The sequence below is a fragment of the Streptomyces sp. NPDC093225 genome (assembly GCF_044753805.1).
In the GTDB taxonomy this organism is placed as follows: Bacteria; Actinomycetota; Actinomycetes; order Streptomycetales; family Streptomycetaceae; genus Streptomyces.
Window position 1 is genome coordinate 1 of the sequence record NZ_JBIVNX010000055.1, and the last position, 17,050, is coordinate 17,050.

Here is a 17,050-nt window from a genome sequence, read left to right on the forward strand (position 1 = left end):
GCCGCGGCGGTGCGGTGTCGGTGTCGAGTTCTTCGGCCACGATGTCGGTGTAGAGGTCGTCGAGCGTCACGCGGGACCAACGCGCCGTCCCGCCGCCGGTTACGGCGGCTGGATCGTCTGGCGGCTGGGTCGCCCCATCCGGACGGGCCCGTGTCCTGGATGCGTTCGGGCTGGCGGGGCGCGGAGAGACATCGGCTCGAAGGATGCCCCGTGTGGCGGTGGGGCCGCCCGCCCGTTTGGACCTGCCCGGGCTGTGGATCGGGCCGGGGGGAAGTACGCCTGGAGCATGGGCGAAAGCGAACGGAATGCGGAGGGTGGGAAGCCGACGATCACCCGCGGCTCGGCAGCCTGGGCTGGGCTGACGGGCGGGTTGATCGGCAGCCTGGTCGGCCTGGCGGGCAGCGTCATGGTGTACGTGCAGGCCGACCGGGCCCGGGAAGCGGAGGCAGCCGATCACCGGGCTGAGGTGCGCCGAGAGGCCTACACCGACTTCGTCGCTGACGCGGAGGCGTTTTGGACCCAGAGCAGGACTATGCGCAACTACCTCGCCCAGTTCAGCGGGGATGAAAAGGACAGGGAGAACCTACGGCACCATCACAATGAGCTCTTCATCCCTGCCTACGACAAGCTGGTGCAGCGTGAGGCGGTGGTCAAGCTCGTGGGAACCGAGCCCGTGCGACAGAAGCTGGCCGCCGCCGCGCTGCTTCGAGAACAGCTCTCCGACGTCGAGTGGGACCACTACCAACACACGCAAAACGCCCAGACGGCTACCGCTGAGCTGAACGAGGCGATCGACGCGCACCGCCACGCGGTCGAAGCGTTCACGACGCGGGCCGACGACGAAGTGCTCTGAGCAGAGGAACACCGCCCACCCTGCATACGTGGCGGGTACCAGCTTTCCGGCCGGACGTGACGGTGGACATTGTTCCGCCTTTCTGGCAGGGGACGGCGACAGCGGCCGGCTGATCAAGCGGTTAGGAGTCCGCCGGCGGTTGTCTGGAGTTGGGGCGGGTGGATCTGGTGCGGCAGGTCCACGGGCTGGGCGGGAGCCTGCTGGCCGGCGGGGGTGCTGATCTCGGTGAGGGACATGACGAGGGACAGCAGGGTGGTGGTGGACTGCCCGCGGAGCAGGCGAGATGCGTCGTAGATTCGGGAGTGGGAGGCAGGCGGTAGGGAGAGGCCAACGCAGGCATTGCGGCCTGGGAGGGCGAGGGGTACGGCGGCGCACTTTTCGGTGTGGTTGTACTCCTGTCGGTCGTAGTACACGGGGCGCTGCCCGGTGATAGTTAGGCTCCGTTCCAGCTCGAGTACGTCGGTGATGGTGCTGGCGGTCAGTTCGAAGGGTCGGTGGCGGGTGAGGTGTTCCGTGCGCTGGTCGCTGTTGAGCTGCGCGAGGGAGGCCTTACCGAGGGCGTTGGCGTGGGCGGTCTCGCGGAAGGGCACGTCCTCGTGGACGGGAGGGGTGTCCGGGCCATACCAGGAGCGGGCAGCTTCCAACTCTCCGTCGATGTACTCGCTGATGTAGACCGCTGCGTGGGCATCGGCCCGCAGCTGCGTCATGAGCCAGCCTGGCACGTCCTGGCCGGCGTGGATGCCGACCAGCAAGGGTCCCGGGATGTGCGTGCCGTCCTGGAGTTCCATGGTCAGGCCCGCAGCTTCGAGCCAGGCCGTGAGTTCGCGTATTGATGCGGTTGTCAGACCTGATGCGCGCGCAAGATCACCATTGGCGAGCGGGGACGAGGCGTGGCCGATCGTGTTCAGGACGTCCATAGTGCGCAGCACCCAGTCCCACCGCCCCGTCCTGAGGTGGGGATGCGACCGCGTGGACCAGGTGGTGGTGCCCATGATCGTGGCGGGCGTGATCCGACGTGGGGCGGAGGCGGCCTTGGGGACCATGCGGCTGCTGGCGGGCGGGGCGCTCGCGGCCGGTACCGGTCGGGTCGCTCTCGCCAGTGCGAACGCGGTGCTCATCTGCTCCCACAGCGCCCGTACGTCGTCCGGACTGCCGCGCAGCGCGGCGGTCAGCTGGGCGACGAAGGACCACTTCGTCAGGTAGTCCGCGGGGTGGTCTGATTCGAGGGCGCCTTCGATCTGTTCTGGGGTGAAGCGTCCGTCCCGGCACAGGGTTGCGGTGTTCGGGCGGCCGGCGGCGAGCCACATCCCGCGCAGGGTGGTCTGGAGCGCTCGAGCCGCCCGGGGGTGGTCTTCGGGGCCGGGCGGTGGCATCACCCGCAGGCCTCGGGCCTTTTCGTACAGAGGCCAGAGGTCTTCCGGGTCCGCGCCACAGAGCTCGGCGAACGCCTTCACCACGGGCCACTTGGGAGGACGCTTGCCGAGCAGGATACGGGAGAGCAACGAGGGGGAGATTCCCAGGTTGCGGGCCAGCGTTCGACCGGTGAGGCCCGCGGACCGTTGGAGATGGGACAGGGCGGTGGACAACTGGTAGCCAGGGTGACCGGGCAAGGACGCGTCCGGGGGTGGGCTGTCGTCCGGGGAAGGGCGTTCGCGGCCGGACGGAGCCGAGGCTCGCGCGGCTCGCTGCGGCATCGGGCCTGCCCCGCGGCTGGCCCGATTGGCTACCACCCGGGCCACCTTCTCGCTGCTGTACCGGTTGCGGACGGTGCCAGGGTCAAGCGAGAGGACGTTGCCGAGCTCGTGCCACAGGGCCCCCATCTCGTGGGCTTGTCGGACGGCGACGGCCTTCAGGTCGTGCAGGTCGCGCTCCAGCCGGCGGACTTCGTCGACCAGGTCCAAAGGCCGGGCAGGAAGCGGGCGCTGGCTCAGATGCACAGCCGCGAGTGCCTTGTCGTGTAGGGCTTGAGCGATCCGCTGCACATCGCTGTCATGCGCGGCAGAGGAACGACGAGTCGGCTTTTGCCGTCCGCGGTAGGCGGCTTTGCGGCAGGACGTTGAGCAGTACGAAGGTGGCCGCCCCGCCAGCTTTGGGCGGTCGAACTCACCGTGGCAGTGGCGGCAAGTGAGAGGACGTGCGGCAGCTTCAGTCATCAAGGTTCCTCGGCAAGGTGCTGGGGAGGGGCCCTCGAGCCGGGCCACATCCCGTGTTTCGTCATCCCCGTCCCGCCTCGCCTCGCCCCTGGACGGGGGCGAGGCGAGGCGAAAAAGGGGACTCCCGGCCGTTGGGAATCCCCACCGGCCGGAGTAGTCCGGCCTGGATCAGCAGGCGCATCCAAGGGGCGGACGCCCCGTCACCCGGTACCGGGCCCGGGTAAATCCCCAGGCAGACCGACGTCCTGCGGCGCAGAGAGCCGGCACGAGAACGGCCAGCAGGTGCGCCTGCTGGGGTGCGTAGATCAGAACCACGCCCGCGAAAACGATCGCAATGAACGGCGTCACCTGCGCGTTGACATAACTGTCAACCCGGTCCGAGGAAAAGGAGGCCATGCGACGGGACATGTTACGGTCGAAACCGCAGCTCAGAGCAGTACGGCCCTGAGCGGAGATTCGGATATCGGACACAATTCTCCCTTGTTCGAATCGAAAGGAACAGCAGCCCCCCGGACTTGGTTTGACGGCCCGCCGGGGGGCAGCTGCATTCGCGACACTAGCCCGACGTGGACCGGAATCCGGGGCCCCAGCCGGAAGAAACGTCCCGGTCCAGCGGATCTTGCAGATAAAGCGATGAAGTGGACATCCAACCGATCTGAACTCGATCACGAGCAAACCCAAGTTCGACCCCGCACGGGCGCGGCCAGGATCTCCCGCAAAGCGACCACCAGAGGCGCAGCCATGGCCTGAGTCTTCGACCCGACAAGTTCCGGGTCCCACGGCACTGCCGGTGGACTCGCTGGTGCTGAGCGCGGTCAGCGCGCGCCGGGGCAGTTGCGTGCGTGCGGGGGGACACGCATCTGGCGGCCGGGTCGGCGGCCGGTGCGCGGGCGGCGGCCTAGGATCCTGCGGTGGCAATCGAACTGAACGACGAACTTGTACAGCTCCAGCACGTGGCGGATGCCGCTCGAGAGGCAGCTACGGCCGGCCCGTACTCAGCGGAAGGCTGGCGCCCGTGGCTGGATGCGGCGTCCGTACTGCAGGACGCGATCACGATGCACGCGGCGGATACCGGGCAGAACCGGTATGAACTCGGCAAGGCCGTGAAGAACGCGGCCAAGCCGCCGGCCGTCGAATAGCTGCGCACGGTCGAGCTCCCGCCCAACTGAGGGGGCTCTCAGGATCATCGGCAGCCCTGTCCTCGTCCCGGCCCCAGGGCTCGACGCGCCTGCGGCCACCGTGGCTGGCTGGTTGGCGCGGCGGCCGAGGCACGCCACACCTCAACGGAGTCGGCGCCGGGCGGGCGGCGTGGTGCAGGTCGTGCGTCAGGTGGTGGGCAGGCGCATGCCGAGCCTGCCGCTGAGGGCGCGGGCGGTGGTGCGTACTTCCTCGCCGGTCTCGCCTTCGGCGACGGCGGTGACGAGGGCGAGGGCGAGTTCGGCTTCGCGGTGGGTCAGCATCGGCAGCCGTGGGGGCGCGGTGTCGGTGTCGAGTTCTTCGGCCACGATGTCGGTGTAGAGACCGTCGAGCGTCACGCGGGGCCCAACGCCCTGTCCGGCTGGCGGTTACTGCGGTGCGCCGCGGAGGGGCCGGTCAGCGCGTGGTCCGTCGAGGTGCCGCGGGGGCCCTTGGACCCCGCGGCACCCACGGCCCGACAGCCGCGGACCTGGAGGCCGCCGGCCCAACAAACGTGGTTGTTGTGGGTCGGTCACGGGTGTGTGCCTCCGCAGCGGGGGAGGCTCGAGGGCGGTACGGCGTCGGGGCCGGCTCGGGGATCACGCGGCAGCTGTGTGAGGGGATTCAAGGTGGAGCGGGACGTATGGACGACGGACGAGTTCGGTGGCTCGCACCAGGGCGCGGTCGGCGTGCTCCTGGCGGACGGCACCATCCCAGACCCGGTGTACTTCGACAGCGCGTCGGGGCCCGGCGGGCGCTCGGTGGCGCAGTGGAGCGTGTACGACGGCCGCCAAGGCCGACCCCGTGCGGCGGTGCTGCGCGCGGTGTGCTCCTGCGGCTGGGTGGGCTCGCAGCACTGCTTGGACTGGGACGTGATCGGCGGCGACGAGCTGGCGGAGGCGGGGGACGGGCAAGCGGCGGCGTGTGAGCGGGGCTGGGACGCGCACACCGCCGACGTCGCGGCCGCGGCCGTGCCCCTGCCCGAGGCGGTCACCATCCTGCTGGAGCAGCTGGAGACGGAGATCGACAAGCTCACCGCCACGTCCCCAGTTGCTGCCCTCCGGGCCGTACGCGCGCTGGAGGTCCTGGCTGGGCGCCAGGGCTACTGGGCTGCGCGCGGCATCCGCAGCAATCACGACGCAGGCCAGGCTGCCGCGGCCCTGGGATTGAGCGAGCGGGAGGCACGGCGGCTGATAGCTCGCCTGGGAGTCTGGACTCCCCACGCATGAGCCCGAGCCCGGGGCCCGTCCGCGCGCAGGCCGCTACAAGTGCGCAGTGGCGCTTCGCCGGTGATTCGTCTGCCCCGGGGGAGTGAACTGCCTCTTCGGGTCCTGTTGCCGGTGCCGCGGGGGCCGGTAGAACCGCCGCGTGATGATCATGTTCGTGCGGGCCGCCACCGCAGCGACCGCCGCCCTCGCCTTGTCCCTGTCCGCGACCACCGCGCACGCCGCCCACGCTGAGGGGCGTCGCGCGGCGGCGCAGGTTCTCCCGATCGGCGTCGCGGTCACCGCGCTGCCGGTCGCGTCGGAGGACCGTACCGGCTATCAGCGCACGTCCTTCAAGCACTGGAACGCTGGCGAGCTGCCGGCTGACGGCTGCAACACCCGCCAGGAGGTCTTGCTGGCTGAGGCGGTCGTGTATCCGACCCTGGGGCCGGGGTGCACGATGACGGGCGGGGTGTGGTGGTCGTACTACGACGAGCAGGAGGTTACCCCTGCCAGTGCGCTGGACATCGACCACATGGTCCCGCTTGCTGAGGCGTGGGACTCCGGGGCCTCGTCGTGGACGGCAGCGCGCAGGGAGGCCTACGCCAACGATCAGGGCCAGCCCTCGTCGCTGGTGGCGGTCACGGCCCGGTCGAACCGCAGCAAGGCGGACCAGGACCCGGCCCAGTGGCTCCCGCCGTCGCCGGAGGCGCTGTGCCGGTACGGCGCGGAGTGGACGGCGACGAAGCTGCGCTGGGGGCTGGCGGTTGACGAGCTGGAGCGGGACCGGCTGTTGGACATCGCGGCGGGCTGCGGTGGTACGGACGTGGAGTTCACCCAGGTTCCGTAGGGCTGGGCAGGTGACCGGAACACAACTTCATGAGCATGGGGCCGACGTCGTGGACGTCGGCCCCATGCTGTGGCAGGCCGCGCGGCAACGTGGGTTCTGCCGGTGTCCCTGGTGCGCACTTGGAAGGGTCGCTGTCAGGGGAGTCCGCGGTTTCGCGCGTACGTTGACGAATGTCGCAGGCCGTACGGGGAGCGGCAACTGCACTTTGGACACCGGTGAACGAACCCGGGTGGGCGTTTGGGCGAAGCCCAATACGTAAGCCCCGGGTCTGCCTGCACGATCTGCCGTGTCCGCGGGAGCGGGATGATTCCCGGGCTCGGATTGCGAGTGAGCTTGATTGAGATTGAGTGCCCACCATTGCCCACAGGCGGCCGGGGTGCTTGGACACCGTTGGACTAACCTTCCGGCGAACCGGGCATATGGGATTTCTCCCGTGTGGCCGCGCTGCGCGGTGCTGTCATGCTGTCCCTGTCCCCGCATCGCGACGGCAATCGCCGTGCAGGGAAGCGCACTTGGACTGATCAGCACGGGCCGACTGGCCCCGTACCCCCTGTCAGGGGAGGAGTAGCCGTGGAGAGCACCATCATCTCGTCCTATCAAGGCCAGCGGGCGGCCAGTCCCGCTCAGACTCACCCGGGCAACCGGTTCGGCTTCGCGCACGTGGTGCTCGTGGCCGTCTTCCTGGGCCTGGGCACCGTCCTGATGGCGCTGGGCAAGCCGCTTCCGGAGATCTTCCAGCTCCTGGCCGGCACGGCCGGCATCGCGGTGACCGTGATCCTCCTCCTCGGGGGCGGTCGCAAGGCGCTGGCCGGCATCCTGCGTGGCCTCCTCCAGGTCACCCGGTAGGGGCCCGGCGTGGGGCGCCCCGAAAAGCCTGTGGACCGCGCCGTGCCCGAGCGTGCGCAGCTCGCCGAGTGGCTGCGCGCCCGGCGGCAGGAATCAGGCCTGACGTACGACGAGCTGGCCACGGCCACCGGCCTGTCGGCCGCCACACTCAAACGTGCGGCCTCGGGCAGGGACCTGCCGCGCAGGGAGACGGTCTTGGCCTTCCTCCAGGCCACGGGCGGCGACTATGAGGCCTTCACCCTGGGTCTCTGGCTCAAGGCCCGGATCGCAGATCGCGGGCGGCTGCGGACCCTGCGCCGGCCCCCGACTCCCGCGCTCATCAGTCACCGCAGTGAGCTGAGCGCAGCACTGGAATACCTCTACGAGGCTTGCGGCGCGCCTTCCTTGCGTGAGCTCCAGCAACGTGCCGGAGGCTCGCACGTTCTTCCGGTGAGCACGGCAGCAAGGGTCGTCAGCCGCCAGGCCCTGCCCGCTAGCCGCCAGCAGTTCGAGGCATTCCTCCGAGGCTGCGGCGTGGCGTCGAGGGCGCTGGCCGACTGGCTCCATCTCTGGGACACCGTGGCGGTGCCCGCCGATGAAGAGGCTCTTTACGGCCGGAAGCTTCGTGACCTCTTCGGCATGGGCGGCAGGGGTGCTTCGGCAGCACAACAGGCGGGGCGGTCAGGGCGCATCCAGCACCGATCGCAGGTGGCGCCGCGTGACGCCGCTTGGTGGTACGGCGGGTCTGAAGCTGGGCGCAGCGAAGCCGCATAAGCGGCGCACGCGGGGCGCGCCTCGGCACGTCAGTCCGGCGGGATGCACGTGAGGGGAGGGCGGCTCGCTCCCGCTCCACCACCACTGCCGCCGCCGCGCCCGGTCAGGCCGCGGCCGCGGAGCCAACCGTGCCCGCGCACCGGCAGCAGCCCGCGCCGGGCCGGGGCCGTACCCGGTAGGGGCCGGGGGGTACGGGTGCGGCCCCGGACTGGTGGTGTCCGGGGCCGCGGTGGTGTGGGGGTTAGTTGTGGGTGTGGTGGTAGTGAGGGGTGAGGTGGGTGAGGCGGTTTCTGGCATGGCGGCGGTGTGAGCGGACGGATTCGGGGCTGATGTTGAGGGCGGCGGCGATGTCTCGGTCGGTGTAGCCGTCGGCGCTGAGGGCTATGACCTGGATCTGGCGGGGGGCGAGGGCGGCGGTGACGCTCTCCCACATCTCGAGTGTCTCGATGCGGGTTTCGGGGCCGGGTTCGGCGAGGTGGGGGAAGTAGGGGCTGGTGATCTCGCCGACGGCGAGTTCGGCGTTGCGGCTGGCCTGGGCGCGCTTGGTGTGGTTGAAGGCCACGACGCGGACGTACTTTTCGGGGGCGGTGAGGCGGCCGACGCGCTCCCAGTTCTTGAGGATGGTCTCCCAGACCTGCTGGGCGATGTCGTCGGCGCTGCCGCCCTCGATGTACTGGGTGCCCAGGGTGTTGCGGACGGTCCAGATGACCCGGGGGGCCATGGTCTTGTAGAACTCGGCGAAGTCGCGGAGCTCGATGCTGCTGGGGTCCTGGTAGCGGTGGTCGATCAGGAGCCGGCTGCTAGACACGGTCGGCTCCCGGCTCGGTGGCCGTGGTGTGGGTGGCCTGGGTGGGCACCGGGGCGGGGGCGGAGATGACCGAGATGATGGCGTCCTCGCTGTTCGCGGCGTCGACGCCGCTGTCGGTGTCGGTGTCGGTGTCGGTCTCCGCGCTGGTGGTGATGCCCGGCTTCGGGCCCGTCGCGGTCTCCATGTCGGTCTCGGCGCCGGCCTGAGAGCCGGCTTCGGCGTCGGCCGCCTCGGCGTCGAGGGCGGTGATCGTGGAGGCCTCGGTGCTGATCTCGGCGGTCTCGGCGGTTGCCTTGGCCGGCTCCGAGGTCGTCTCGGTGGTCTCGGTGGTGGTCTTGGCGGCCTCGGCGGCGGCGATGAGGCGGGCGGCGCGGCGGCTGCGGAAGGTGCCCAGGATGAGGAGGATCGCGCTGATCACGATCCAGACGATGGTGAACAGCGGCTGGTACTCCTTGGCCAGCGCGAGGAAGGCCTCGCCCCACTTCCCCATGGCGATGCCGGTCACGGTGAGGAAGACGGCCAGGGCCAGGACGGTGGCGAGGACGGTGTGGTCCTGCACCCAGATGTCGGTGCGGGACAGCGCGCGGCGGAAGGCCTTGGGCGTGGACTTGATCCAGTTCTTCAGGCGGCGCCGGCGCGTGGGGTTGGTACCCGGAAGCTGAGAGTGACCCACGAGGAGTCCTCCTTCGGTGTCGTGACCAGCGACACCGGTGTTGCCGGGCTACGGGGAGCAGCCCGGCAACACCGGGTTGGAAGAGACCGGGGGCTCGTGCGCTCTCGCCAAAGGGTTCACGAAGTCCCGGTCCTGCATGGTCTGTTGTGTTGTTCCGAATATTGAAGCAGACCTCGACGCTGCGTTACATCCCCCCGCGGCACCAGCAGTTCGCCCCGCCTTCTGCCTGCCGCCCGGCTCCGTGGAGTGGGGGAGGGGGCTGGTGTCCGTGGCGGCCGAACAAGTGCAGGTCAGTCGTGCAGGTGAGCGAGTGGGATGCCGTTCGCGACGAAGATGACTTCGAACGTCCAACGGACCCAGCGCGTCCCCGGTTCCCGACCCGCCGAGATCCTTTCGCTCCTTCCTACTCCCGCCCGCGCAGGGCCCGTCATCGCGAACCACCCCAGCGCGGACAGGAGTTCGACCGCCCCCGTCCGGCGCCCGCTTGCGACCTCGGGCGGCGGGCGGTGCTTGAGACCGCGTGCCGCGGAGCCGGGTGGTCGAGCGCACGTGTTCGTCGGCGCCGGGAAGGGGTGGCGGTGTTCTCGAGTCGGCCGGCCCGCCCGGGAGGGCGCCGTCGGCCGGGTTGGGGTTGGGCGGCCAGGGCGGAGCCGCAGGCGCTGCGCTGCTTCGTCCGCCCCTGATGCCCCTCGCCGCTCCTGGAGTCCCCTCCCATGCGTCAGTGCACGGGGGCGTCAGGACCCGCTTCGAACATGGGGGATGCGGAGGTGACGCACCGTGGGCGTTGGACGGTGTGCCCTGTGAAGACCTGCGACGTGATGACCGTCACATCCGATAGGGTGGGGGTTGGATTCGAACACCGAGGGAACACCCTCTTCGTGATGTGACGTACATCACATCACGCTGGCTGCACGGAAGCCGGGTTGGGCTGCCTTTAGTAGGCATGGAGCGGTTGTGCCTCTTGTAGGGGACACCTCTGTCTTCAGGGCGGGAAGCCTTATACGGGCTATCCTGCTCTCCATCAGGCTCCAGCCCGGACTTAGTTGCCGAGTTGGAAGACAGTCCGGACCATCCCCGCTCTCGCCAAAGAACTCGGGATACCGGATTGCTGCATGCAGGGTGATAGGGCCCCGACATGGCTGTGCACGACGCCGGGTCGGGGCTTTGTCATGCCCAAAAACCCGCTGACTTCTGGCGGTCGGAGAGGGATGCGAGCGAGGGCCTGCCCGCGTGGGCGGCCGTCCGTCCTGGTCTCGGCTTTCGCGGCTGGCCCGGCTTGCCCGGGGCAGCGTGGTGGGCTCCCTGAACCGGTTCGCGGAGCAGCCGGTGGCGGGGCGGAGCGTCGGCGGGGCCGCCCCGGGTGGGGGCGGCCCCGCGTGAAGGGTTTACGTGACGACGTCACAAAAAGGGCTGGTCAGGGTAGGGCGCGGCGTTGCTCTGCTGCTCTTCGGGTGGCGGTGGCGGCTTGGTTGTCGTCGGTGAGGAGGTGGGCGAGGAGGAGGCCGGTGGCGCGTTGGCTGAGTCCTTGGGCGGCGGTGATCAGGCGGGAGTGGTCGTGGGCGGGCAGTGACAAGGCGATGCTGGAGGCGCGGCCGGGTAGGCCGAGGGAGTAGGCGACGCAGACTTCCTTCTCGGAGTATTCGAGGAGGTCGAACTGGGCGGCGTGGGGGCCGGGCTCGTCGAGGACTTCGATCAGATCGCGAGGACTGGTGATGGTCCGCTCGGTGAGCTGCTCGGTGGGGTAGCGGGTGAGGTGGTTCATGCGTGAGTCGAAGTCGAGCTGCGCCAGGAGGCTCTTGCCGACGGCGCTGGCGTGCGCGGTCTCGGTGAAGGGCGCCCACTCGTGGACCGGCGGGGCCGTCGCACTGTAGGCGCAGCCGTTGACCTCGATCTCTCCGTGGGCGTAGGTGCTGATGTAGACGGCGGCGCCGAGGTCGTCCCGCAGCCGCTCGAGGGCCAGGCCCAGCATCCGCCGGCCAGGGTCCGCCTTGGTGACGAGGTCGAGCATGGGGCCGGTGAAGTAGGCGCCGCCAACGGTCTCGACGAGCCGCTGCTCGAGTAGCCAGTCCAGCAGCCGCACGGTCGCACCGAGCGACAGCCTGGCCTTGTGCGCCAGCGCGCGGCTGTCGATCCCTCCGGCGGTGCTGATGGCGTGGAGGAGGTCGCGGGCGCGCTGGGTGGTCTGCCACTTCGCCGGTACGGGGGCGGGGGTGTTGCGGCGGCGGGCCATGTCGTTGAGGACGGCGGGGCGCAGCGCGTGTGCCGACCACCACGGCTCCACCGGCCCCCCGCTGCTGGTGTCCGCCTCGGCGGCGGCCTGGCGCACCAGGTGCACGGCCGCCGCGGTCGCATCGGGCCGCAGGTCCGGCATCGGCAGAACGAGCCGGCCGCCCTCGGGCAGCGCGGCCAGGTGCCGCGCGCCGCCGGCCGGACCGGCCGGTTCGTCCGGGGTGGGCCCGTACTCGGGAACTTGCGGGGCGCGTACGAGGTACAGGCGCGGCTGCTCACCACCCTCCGCGCCCACCGCGCCCACCAGCTGCGTTGCGCTCTGTGGGGTGTCGCCGGTGTCGGGGTGGAGAAGGTGCTCGGCGACGCCGAGCCCTTCGCGCACCTCGTCGAAGAACTGCCCGTCCTCCGGCTCACCAGGTTCTGTGGCGGGGCGGCGGTGGGCGAGGCCGGCCAGGAGGCGGGCAGCGTCACCGTGGCCGTGCCGGGCGGCCTCGGCCACTAGGAACCGCGCCTCGTCGACCCAGTCCGCCCCCGCCCGCAGCGTGACCGCGGTCATGCGGAACATCGCCCCCGGATGCCCTGCGGCCGCAGCCTCGCCGAGCCAGTCCGCCGCCACAGCCAGCTCACCACGCCCCAGAGCCTTGGATCCGAGCAGATAGAGCGAGTTCGCCCGCTCCCATGCATCCCTGTCCAACCCGTAGAGGGCGCTCAGCGGCCCGAAGTCTCCCTCCGGCCGGTCCCAGAAGTCCGCCGGCCCCCTCAGAGCCGCCAGCAGCTCCACAATTCCGGCCGACGCCGGAAGGTCGCGGCTGTCGTCGTTCACACGGCTCACCACCGTCACCTGTCCCTCTTCCTGCGTCCTGATGATTTCCGGTGCGCATCACGGATGAACGCCCCCAGCGCGTGCTGGAGCTCGACCAACGCGTTGTGTCGCTCCCGGTGGAGCCGGTCGGTGCGTATGCCGAGCGCGGCCGCGATCTCGATGTCGGTCAGGCCCTGGATCTGGTGCTTCACCACCTGCCGGCGTACCGAGGTCGGCATTGCCTCGATCGCACGCATCAGCAGGTCCCGCATCGGGTCCACGTCTCCGACCGCGACCTGATCCGGCGGGGGTGCTGGCGGCGCCGCGGAGGACTCCACGGTCTCCGCGGCCAGTTCCTCGCGCGCCTGGGCCTTGAGCTGGTTGCGCGCCAGGTTCCAGGCGGCCCTGCGAAGGTAGGCGGTCAGGTTCACCACGTCGCCCAGCAGCCCGGCGGCCGCCCGCCTGATCACGTTGGACACCGCCTGCGCGACCACGTCCTCGCACGCTGCCCACGACAGCTTCCCGTCAGTCTTCCCCCGCAGCACCGCCGGCTCGTCGGCCAGGAACCGCACCGCCTCGCGAGCCAGCAGCTGGGCCTGCTCGGATTCGGCCCACCCGCTGCCGCGACGTCCTTCCTCGCCCGAGTCCACGCCGCCCGCTTCCACTGCCGCCAACGGCTTGGCCGTGCGCGAGCGCGCCGGCCTCTTGGGCATCTCACCCGCTACCACGGCGCACGCTCCTTCGCCGAGGGCCACGACGAGCCGCCACCGGGGCCGACCGCCACGTCGATCAGGACCAGCCCGCCACCGTCGGCGACGGCCACCCGCACCCGCGCGGGGCCGGCAGTCTTGACGCGCACCGCGACCGGCACCCGCCCCACCGCCGCCGCAGCCGACACCACCGCGGCCACGACGGGCGCGTCTTGAGGTGGGGCTTCCGGCTCTGCCGTGCGGGCCCTGTGCTCCCGCCACAGCTTCATCAGGGCGGCCGCCACCGCGGCCGCCGCGCCCACAGCCGGGGGGACCCCGGTCCAGTCGAAGGGCATCTGGCGTCGTTCTCTCTTCTGCGATCGGTACGGGCCCGGATCGAGCCCTCATCACCCAGACAGCCGACCCACCCCACTTCTCCCTCCAACACCCTTCGCATCACCCATTCGAATGGTCTCGGGCAAACAGCTGGACACAGCTTCGACTGGCACGATGGCCGCCGGCCCGTGGCACGTTGGGAGCGGGTTGGCCGGTGCGAAGTGACGATTCGCCCGTGCACCGGCGCCCCGAAGGGGCGAACTGCCACCCGGGAGGCCTGCCTTCGATGAGGTGGCGCCCGGGTCGGCCGTGCCCGGTGCTGCCGATCGAAGCACGACGGCGCTGTCCTTCGTGGTGATGGACCGGGACTTCACCGGCCTGAAGGGCGGTAGGAGGACCGATCGGCCGCCGGGGCGGGGTACGGCCCGTGGCGGACCGCGGTACCGACGGGCCCCGGCGAGCTGAGCGGCCCGCTGTTGATGGGCGGGCCGCTGGTGCGACTACTGGCCGGTGTCGGGAGTTTCGCCGTTCCGCTTGCGGACCCCGGCACGGATCTTCTTGGCTGTGTACCCCGACCCGGCGACCAGGAACGCGGCGGCGATGTTGCCGAGGACGTCGTGGGCGAGGAAGGCGTACAGCGTGGACAGGCTCATGGTGCTCTCCCTGGTGGCAGGCCCGATTGGGTGAGCAGAGCTTCGCCGCGAAAAGACTGTCCAAGGGCGGCCCTGAAGTGTCGAGCCTGGTCAGGGGGCATGTGGGCGTGGTCATCGGGTGGTCACGGGTGGACGGCACAGCGGGGGAGGAGTGCGGTGGCGCCGCAGCGTGAGATCGACGAGACCACGGCGGGCGGGCAACTGGCCGCCTTCCTGGTCGCCCTGACCAAGAACACTCCGGTCCGCGAGCTGGCCGAGACGTTCGGACGCAGCAGCTCCAGCTGGGGCAACTACCTCAACGGCTCCCAGCTCATCCCCAAGCAGCTCGTCGGGCGACTGGTGGAGTCCTTCACGCCGGTCGGACCGACGCGCCAGACCAGGGCGGTCCACGCGCTTCAGCTGTGGCAAGCGGCCGCCGCCGAGCGCCGCGCCGGCCGCGACCCGGCCGACGGCGCAGGGCTGGTCCGCCAGCACCAGCGCCGTGATGACGCGCTCCAGCAGGTCATCAAGTACCAGGCGCTCGCCGCGAACGCCGAGAAGCACCTCGCCGAGCTGCGGCCGATGCTCGCCTACACCCAGAGCCGGCTGGAGAACGCTGAGCTCCAGCTCAAGCTCGGCGACGAACGGGAGCGGGCCCGCAGGGAGCGCCAGCTCGGACAGGCCCGGGAGCGGCTGGGCCGGGTCCAGGTCCAGCAGGAGCGCGCTCGCAGCCGCCGGATGACGGCGGAGGAGCAGCAGGAGTTCTGGATGGCCGAGGTCCTGGCCGCCCAGGAGGAGATCCGCCGCCTGGAGCACGAGGCCCAGGACGACTTGGACATCACCCCGCCCGCGACCCTCGAGCCTGTCGGTCAGGACGCGGCCGCCGCCGACACCGACGATGCCGACTTCGATGCACGGCTGGAGTTCATCACCGTCGAAGGCCTGCAGGACCAGGCGCTGATCGAGGAAGACCTCCAGGACGCCAACGACCACGACGACGTCGACCAGCTGGACGTCCACGTCCAAGCCGCTGTCCAGGATCCTGTCCAACCCCTGTCCAAGAACGGGTTGGACAAGGCCACGACCAGCGACGACGCCGCGGGCGCGCCACTGGCCGGACCCGTCGCCGCCCGGCGCGAGCTCGTGCACCGCCTCGTCGCACGTGACCCGACCGTCCAGATCGTGCCGGCCGACCGGCTGCTGCTCTATACGGACGGCGTCGCCGAGGCCCGCGCCCTCGACCGCAGCTTGTCCAACTTGTCCAAGACGCCTGGCGCGACCAGGAACACCCACTGGGCCGAAGCCGCGGAAGCCGCCGCCCGGCAGAGACCGGCCGTACGACGCCACCGATGCGTCAGACGGCTGATCGCCTGGTTCGTGCCGGAGCCGGAGTCGCAGACCGAGCTCGGCTTTCGCCGCCGCCCGGCTGCCGAGCCCCGGCCCAGGCCGGAACGGGACGCATCCGACTTCGTCTTCCTGGCCCTCGGAATCATCGCCCTGATCCTCATGACGGGGTTCGCCTACTGGTCCGCGGAGCGAGTGGCCATGGACCAGCTGGCGAAGGACCATACGATCAGCGGGGCGGTCTTCGCGGCGACCCTGTTGTGCCTTCCGATGCTGTACGCCTGCCTCAGAGCCTGCAGGGCGCCACGGAGGGCAGCTCGCATCGCGGCCCTGCTCCTCCACGCGACCTGGTCCATTCTCCTGATCCTCGACCAGCTGCCCTGGCCCCCACCGGGCGCCGGCACGAAGTAGAAGTCCTCTCCATGCACGAGCTCACGTCCGCAATCTGCGGCCACGGCCACCGAACACCCCCGCGGTACGGGGAAGCCGGCATCACCCCTGACCGTCCAGCTCGAAAGCCGCACCACCGCTCTGCTCGTCGTGCACGTGCTTCCCCCGGGCCAGTGATGTGTTCGCCTGTGTTCATCCTCGTCCCCGCGAACCCTGGCGCACACCGATTCCGCGACCTTCGACCACGCCAATACCCCACCGCATACAGGGAGCTTGCCGTGACAGTGCAGTCGTCCTCCTCACCACCGCCCTCACCCGCGCCGCCAGCGCTTTCGCCGCCGCCATCACCCTCGCCACCGTCGTGACCACGGCCCGGGGCCTCGAGCCGCAGATCGCTGCTGACGTGCGCCGGGCCGCGGCGGATTGGGCCACCGCGTTGGAGGCGGCGGAGCTCTTCCTCGTAAACTAGGCCCGCACCCATGCCGAAAGCGTCATCCCACCCGGCACTGGACGAGGAGCCCGAGCCGTCAACGACCGTGGCGGATGCCGGCAACGCAGCGCCTGAAACGCCGCCCCGGACCACGCTCCGCCGGACGCTCGGCCACGGTGAAGTGTGCAGCGCTGGAGAGCGGTGCCGGGCTTGGCCACATCGCGGCAGCAGCCCGCTCCCCATCAGCCACGTCCGGGCAGTGCGCTCGCCTCACGCAGCGAAGGGTTGACGGCGGGGGTACGGTCTCGCTCCCGACCAGGTTGGCGGACGGGCGGTCTGTGCCACCCGCCGCCCTTCCCCACCGCTGGCTGCTTTTGCCCAGCCCGGCCGGTCCGCAGTCGGCGGCGGCGCAGGCCACGCATTCTCACCGGGGGATGCCGGTTTGCACCTCCGGCCGGCCCGGCCTGCCGCGCCCCACTACAACTGGGTGACCGCGGGTGTCAGGCGTTGACCGAGGGGTTCTGGGAGGGGATCTCCGGGCCGGAGTCCGCTTCCGTGGCCGGGGGCTGTGCCTTACTCGGACGGGCCCGGCGGACCTTTGGCCGGTGGGTTGGTTCGGTGGCGCCGAGGGCGGCCAGCTCCGTCGCGGACCAGCCCGCGTTCTCGGCCTCGACGTACGCCTTGCCGTAGGGGGTTTCGGTCTCGGCCAGCTCGGTCTGGAGTTGGATCCGCCGGGCCAGGATCGCGGCGAGGGGTTCGACTGCGGCCTGCTTGGCGGCCAGCTGTGCGGCCTGGAGGGCTTCTGCCTTCTTGAGGATCTCGTCTGCCTTCATGCCCGGCATGATGCCCGCTGCCGGCCGCGGGCGCGGCGGGCGGCGCGG

16 protein-coding genes are annotated in these 17,050 nt (G+C 70.5%); 7 read left to right on the forward strand and 9 right to left on the reverse strand.

Annotated elements, in window-relative coordinates; translation table 11 throughout:
- Window positions 1-286 precede the first annotated feature (286 nt).
- Window positions 287-853, forward strand: coding sequence for a hypothetical protein (locus ACIQCH_RS32710; RefSeq protein ID WP_402586951.1), 567 nt, complete (start codon window positions 287-289; stop codon window positions 851-853).
- A gap of 113 nt (window positions 854-966) precedes the next feature.
- Here ACIQCH_RS32710 and ACIQCH_RS32715 read toward each other — a convergent pair whose 3' ends face one another.
- Window positions 967-2,463, reverse strand: coding sequence for a helix-turn-helix domain-containing protein (locus tag ACIQCH_RS32715; protein ID WP_402586953.1), 1,497 nt, complete (start codon window positions 2,461-2,463; stop codon window positions 967-969).
- A gap of 1,454 nt (window positions 2,464-3,917) precedes the next feature.
- Between ACIQCH_RS32715 and ACIQCH_RS32720 the strand changes: the two genes are divergently transcribed.
- Window positions 3,918-4,145, forward strand: coding sequence for a hypothetical protein (locus tag ACIQCH_RS32720; RefSeq protein WP_402586954.1), 228 nt, complete (start codon window positions 3,918-3,920; stop codon window positions 4,143-4,145).
- 186 nt (window positions 4,146-4,331) lie between these two features.
- Here ACIQCH_RS32720 and ACIQCH_RS32725 read toward each other — a convergent pair whose 3' ends face one another.
- Window positions 4,332-4,541: a hypothetical protein gene (locus tag ACIQCH_RS32725; RefSeq protein ID WP_402586956.1), complete on the reverse strand. Its 210-nt coding sequence runs from the start codon at window positions 4,539-4,541 to the stop codon at window positions 4,332-4,334.
- A gap of 270 nt (window positions 4,542-4,811) precedes the next feature.
- Between ACIQCH_RS32725 and ACIQCH_RS32730 the strand changes: the two genes are divergently transcribed.
- The 4 genes from ACIQCH_RS32730 to ACIQCH_RS32745 all read left to right on the forward strand — a co-directional run bounded on the left by ACIQCH_RS32730 (window position 4,812) and on the right by ACIQCH_RS32745 (window position 7,836).
- The gene (locus ACIQCH_RS32730) at window positions 4,812-5,411 is read left to right on the forward strand and encodes a hypothetical protein (RefSeq protein ID WP_402586957.1); all 600 of its coding nucleotides are present in this window, start codon (window positions 4,812-4,814) and stop codon (window positions 5,409-5,411) included.
- Between the two features lie 142 nt (window positions 5,412-5,553).
- Entirely contained in the window at window positions 5,554-6,237 is a 684-nt protein-coding gene (locus ACIQCH_RS32735) for an HNH endonuclease family protein (protein ID WP_402587018.1), read from the forward strand.
- A gap of 570 nt (window positions 6,238-6,807) precedes the next feature.
- On the forward strand, window positions 6,808-7,083 hold the full coding sequence (locus ACIQCH_RS32740) for a hypothetical protein (protein WP_402586959.1): 276 nt from the start codon (window positions 6,808-6,810) through the stop codon (window positions 7,081-7,083).
- 9 nt (window positions 7,084-7,092) lie between these two features.
- Window positions 7,093-7,836, forward strand: coding sequence for a helix-turn-helix domain-containing protein (locus tag ACIQCH_RS32745; RefSeq protein WP_402586961.1), 744 nt, complete (start codon window positions 7,093-7,095; stop codon window positions 7,834-7,836).
- Window positions 7,837-8,077: 241 nt separating this feature from the next.
- Here the strand turns inward: ACIQCH_RS32745 and ACIQCH_RS32750 are convergent, their stop codons facing one another.
- From ACIQCH_RS32750 to ACIQCH_RS32775, 6 genes are all read right to left on the reverse strand, one after another.
- The gene (locus ACIQCH_RS32750) at window positions 8,078-8,644 is read right to left on the reverse strand and encodes an RNA polymerase sigma factor (protein WP_402586963.1); all 567 of its coding nucleotides are present in this window, start codon (window positions 8,642-8,644) and stop codon (window positions 8,078-8,080) included.
- Window positions 8,637-9,317: a hypothetical protein gene (locus ACIQCH_RS32755; protein ID WP_402586965.1), complete on the reverse strand. Its 681-nt coding sequence runs from the start codon at window positions 9,315-9,317 to the stop codon at window positions 8,637-8,639. Before ACIQCH_RS32755 ends, ACIQCH_RS32750 begins: the two co-directional genes overlap by 8 nt.
- A 1,414-nt stretch (window positions 9,318-10,731) precedes the next feature.
- Window positions 10,732-12,378: an IclR family transcriptional regulator C-terminal domain-containing protein gene (locus ACIQCH_RS32760; protein WP_402586967.1), complete on the reverse strand. Its 1,647-nt coding sequence runs from the start codon at window positions 12,376-12,378 to the stop codon at window positions 10,732-10,734.
- 5 nt (window positions 12,379-12,383) lie between these two features.
- Window positions 12,384-13,061, reverse strand: a complete 678-nt coding sequence (locus ACIQCH_RS32765) for an RNA polymerase sigma factor (protein ID WP_402586969.1) — start codon at window positions 13,059-13,061, stop codon at window positions 12,384-12,386.
- 8 nt (window positions 13,062-13,069) lie between these two features.
- Window positions 13,070-13,393: a hypothetical protein gene (locus ACIQCH_RS32770; protein ID WP_402586971.1), complete on the reverse strand. Its 324-nt coding sequence runs from the start codon at window positions 13,391-13,393 to the stop codon at window positions 13,070-13,072.
- A 480-nt stretch (window positions 13,394-13,873) separates the two neighbouring features.
- A complete protein-coding gene (locus ACIQCH_RS32775; RefSeq protein ID WP_402586973.1) occupies window positions 13,874-14,026 on the reverse strand; it encodes a hypothetical protein in 153 nt (50 codons plus the stop codon).
- Window positions 14,027-14,182: 156 nt separating this feature from the next.
- On the opposite strand from ACIQCH_RS32775, the gene ACIQCH_RS32780 reads away from it, so the two are divergent.
- The gene (locus ACIQCH_RS32780) at window positions 14,183-15,760 is read left to right on the forward strand and encodes a hypothetical protein (RefSeq protein ID WP_402586975.1); all 1,578 of its coding nucleotides are present in this window, start codon (window positions 14,183-14,185) and stop codon (window positions 15,758-15,760) included.
- Between the two features lie 909 nt (window positions 15,761-16,669).
- Here the strand turns inward: ACIQCH_RS32780 and ACIQCH_RS32785 are convergent.
- Window positions 16,670-17,002 carry a hypothetical protein gene (locus ACIQCH_RS32785; RefSeq protein WP_402586977.1) on the reverse strand — a complete coding sequence of 111 codons (333 nt, stop codon included), beginning with the start codon at window positions 17,000-17,002 and terminating at the stop codon, window positions 16,670-16,672.
- Between the last annotated feature and the right edge of the window lie 48 nt (window positions 17,003-17,050).

Bases quoted from the DNA above. Each gene is read 5' to 3' on its own strand.
- ACIQCH_RS32710 (WP_402586951.1), top strand. From the start codon at position 287: ATGGGCGAAAGCGAACGGAATGCGGAGGGTGGGAAGCCGACGATCACC.
- ACIQCH_RS32735 (WP_402587018.1), top strand. From the start codon at position 5,554: ATGATCATGTTCGTGCGGGCCGCCACCGCAGCGACCGCCGCCCTCGCC.
- ACIQCH_RS32765 (WP_402586969.1), bottom strand. From the start codon at position 13,061: ATGCCCAAGAGGCCGGCGCGCTCGCGCACGGCCAAGCCGTTGGCGGCA.
- ACIQCH_RS32770 (WP_402586971.1), bottom strand. From the start codon at position 13,393: ATGCCCTTCGACTGGACCGGGGTCCCCCCGGCTGTGGGCGCGGCGGCC.
- ACIQCH_RS32775 (WP_402586973.1), bottom strand. From the start codon at position 14,026: ATGAGCCTGTCCACGCTGTACGCCTTCCTCGCCCACGACGTCCTCGGC.
- ACIQCH_RS32785 (WP_402586977.1), bottom strand. From the start codon at position 17,002: ATGAAGGCAGACGAGATCCTCAAGAAGGCAGAAGCCCTCCAGGCCGCA.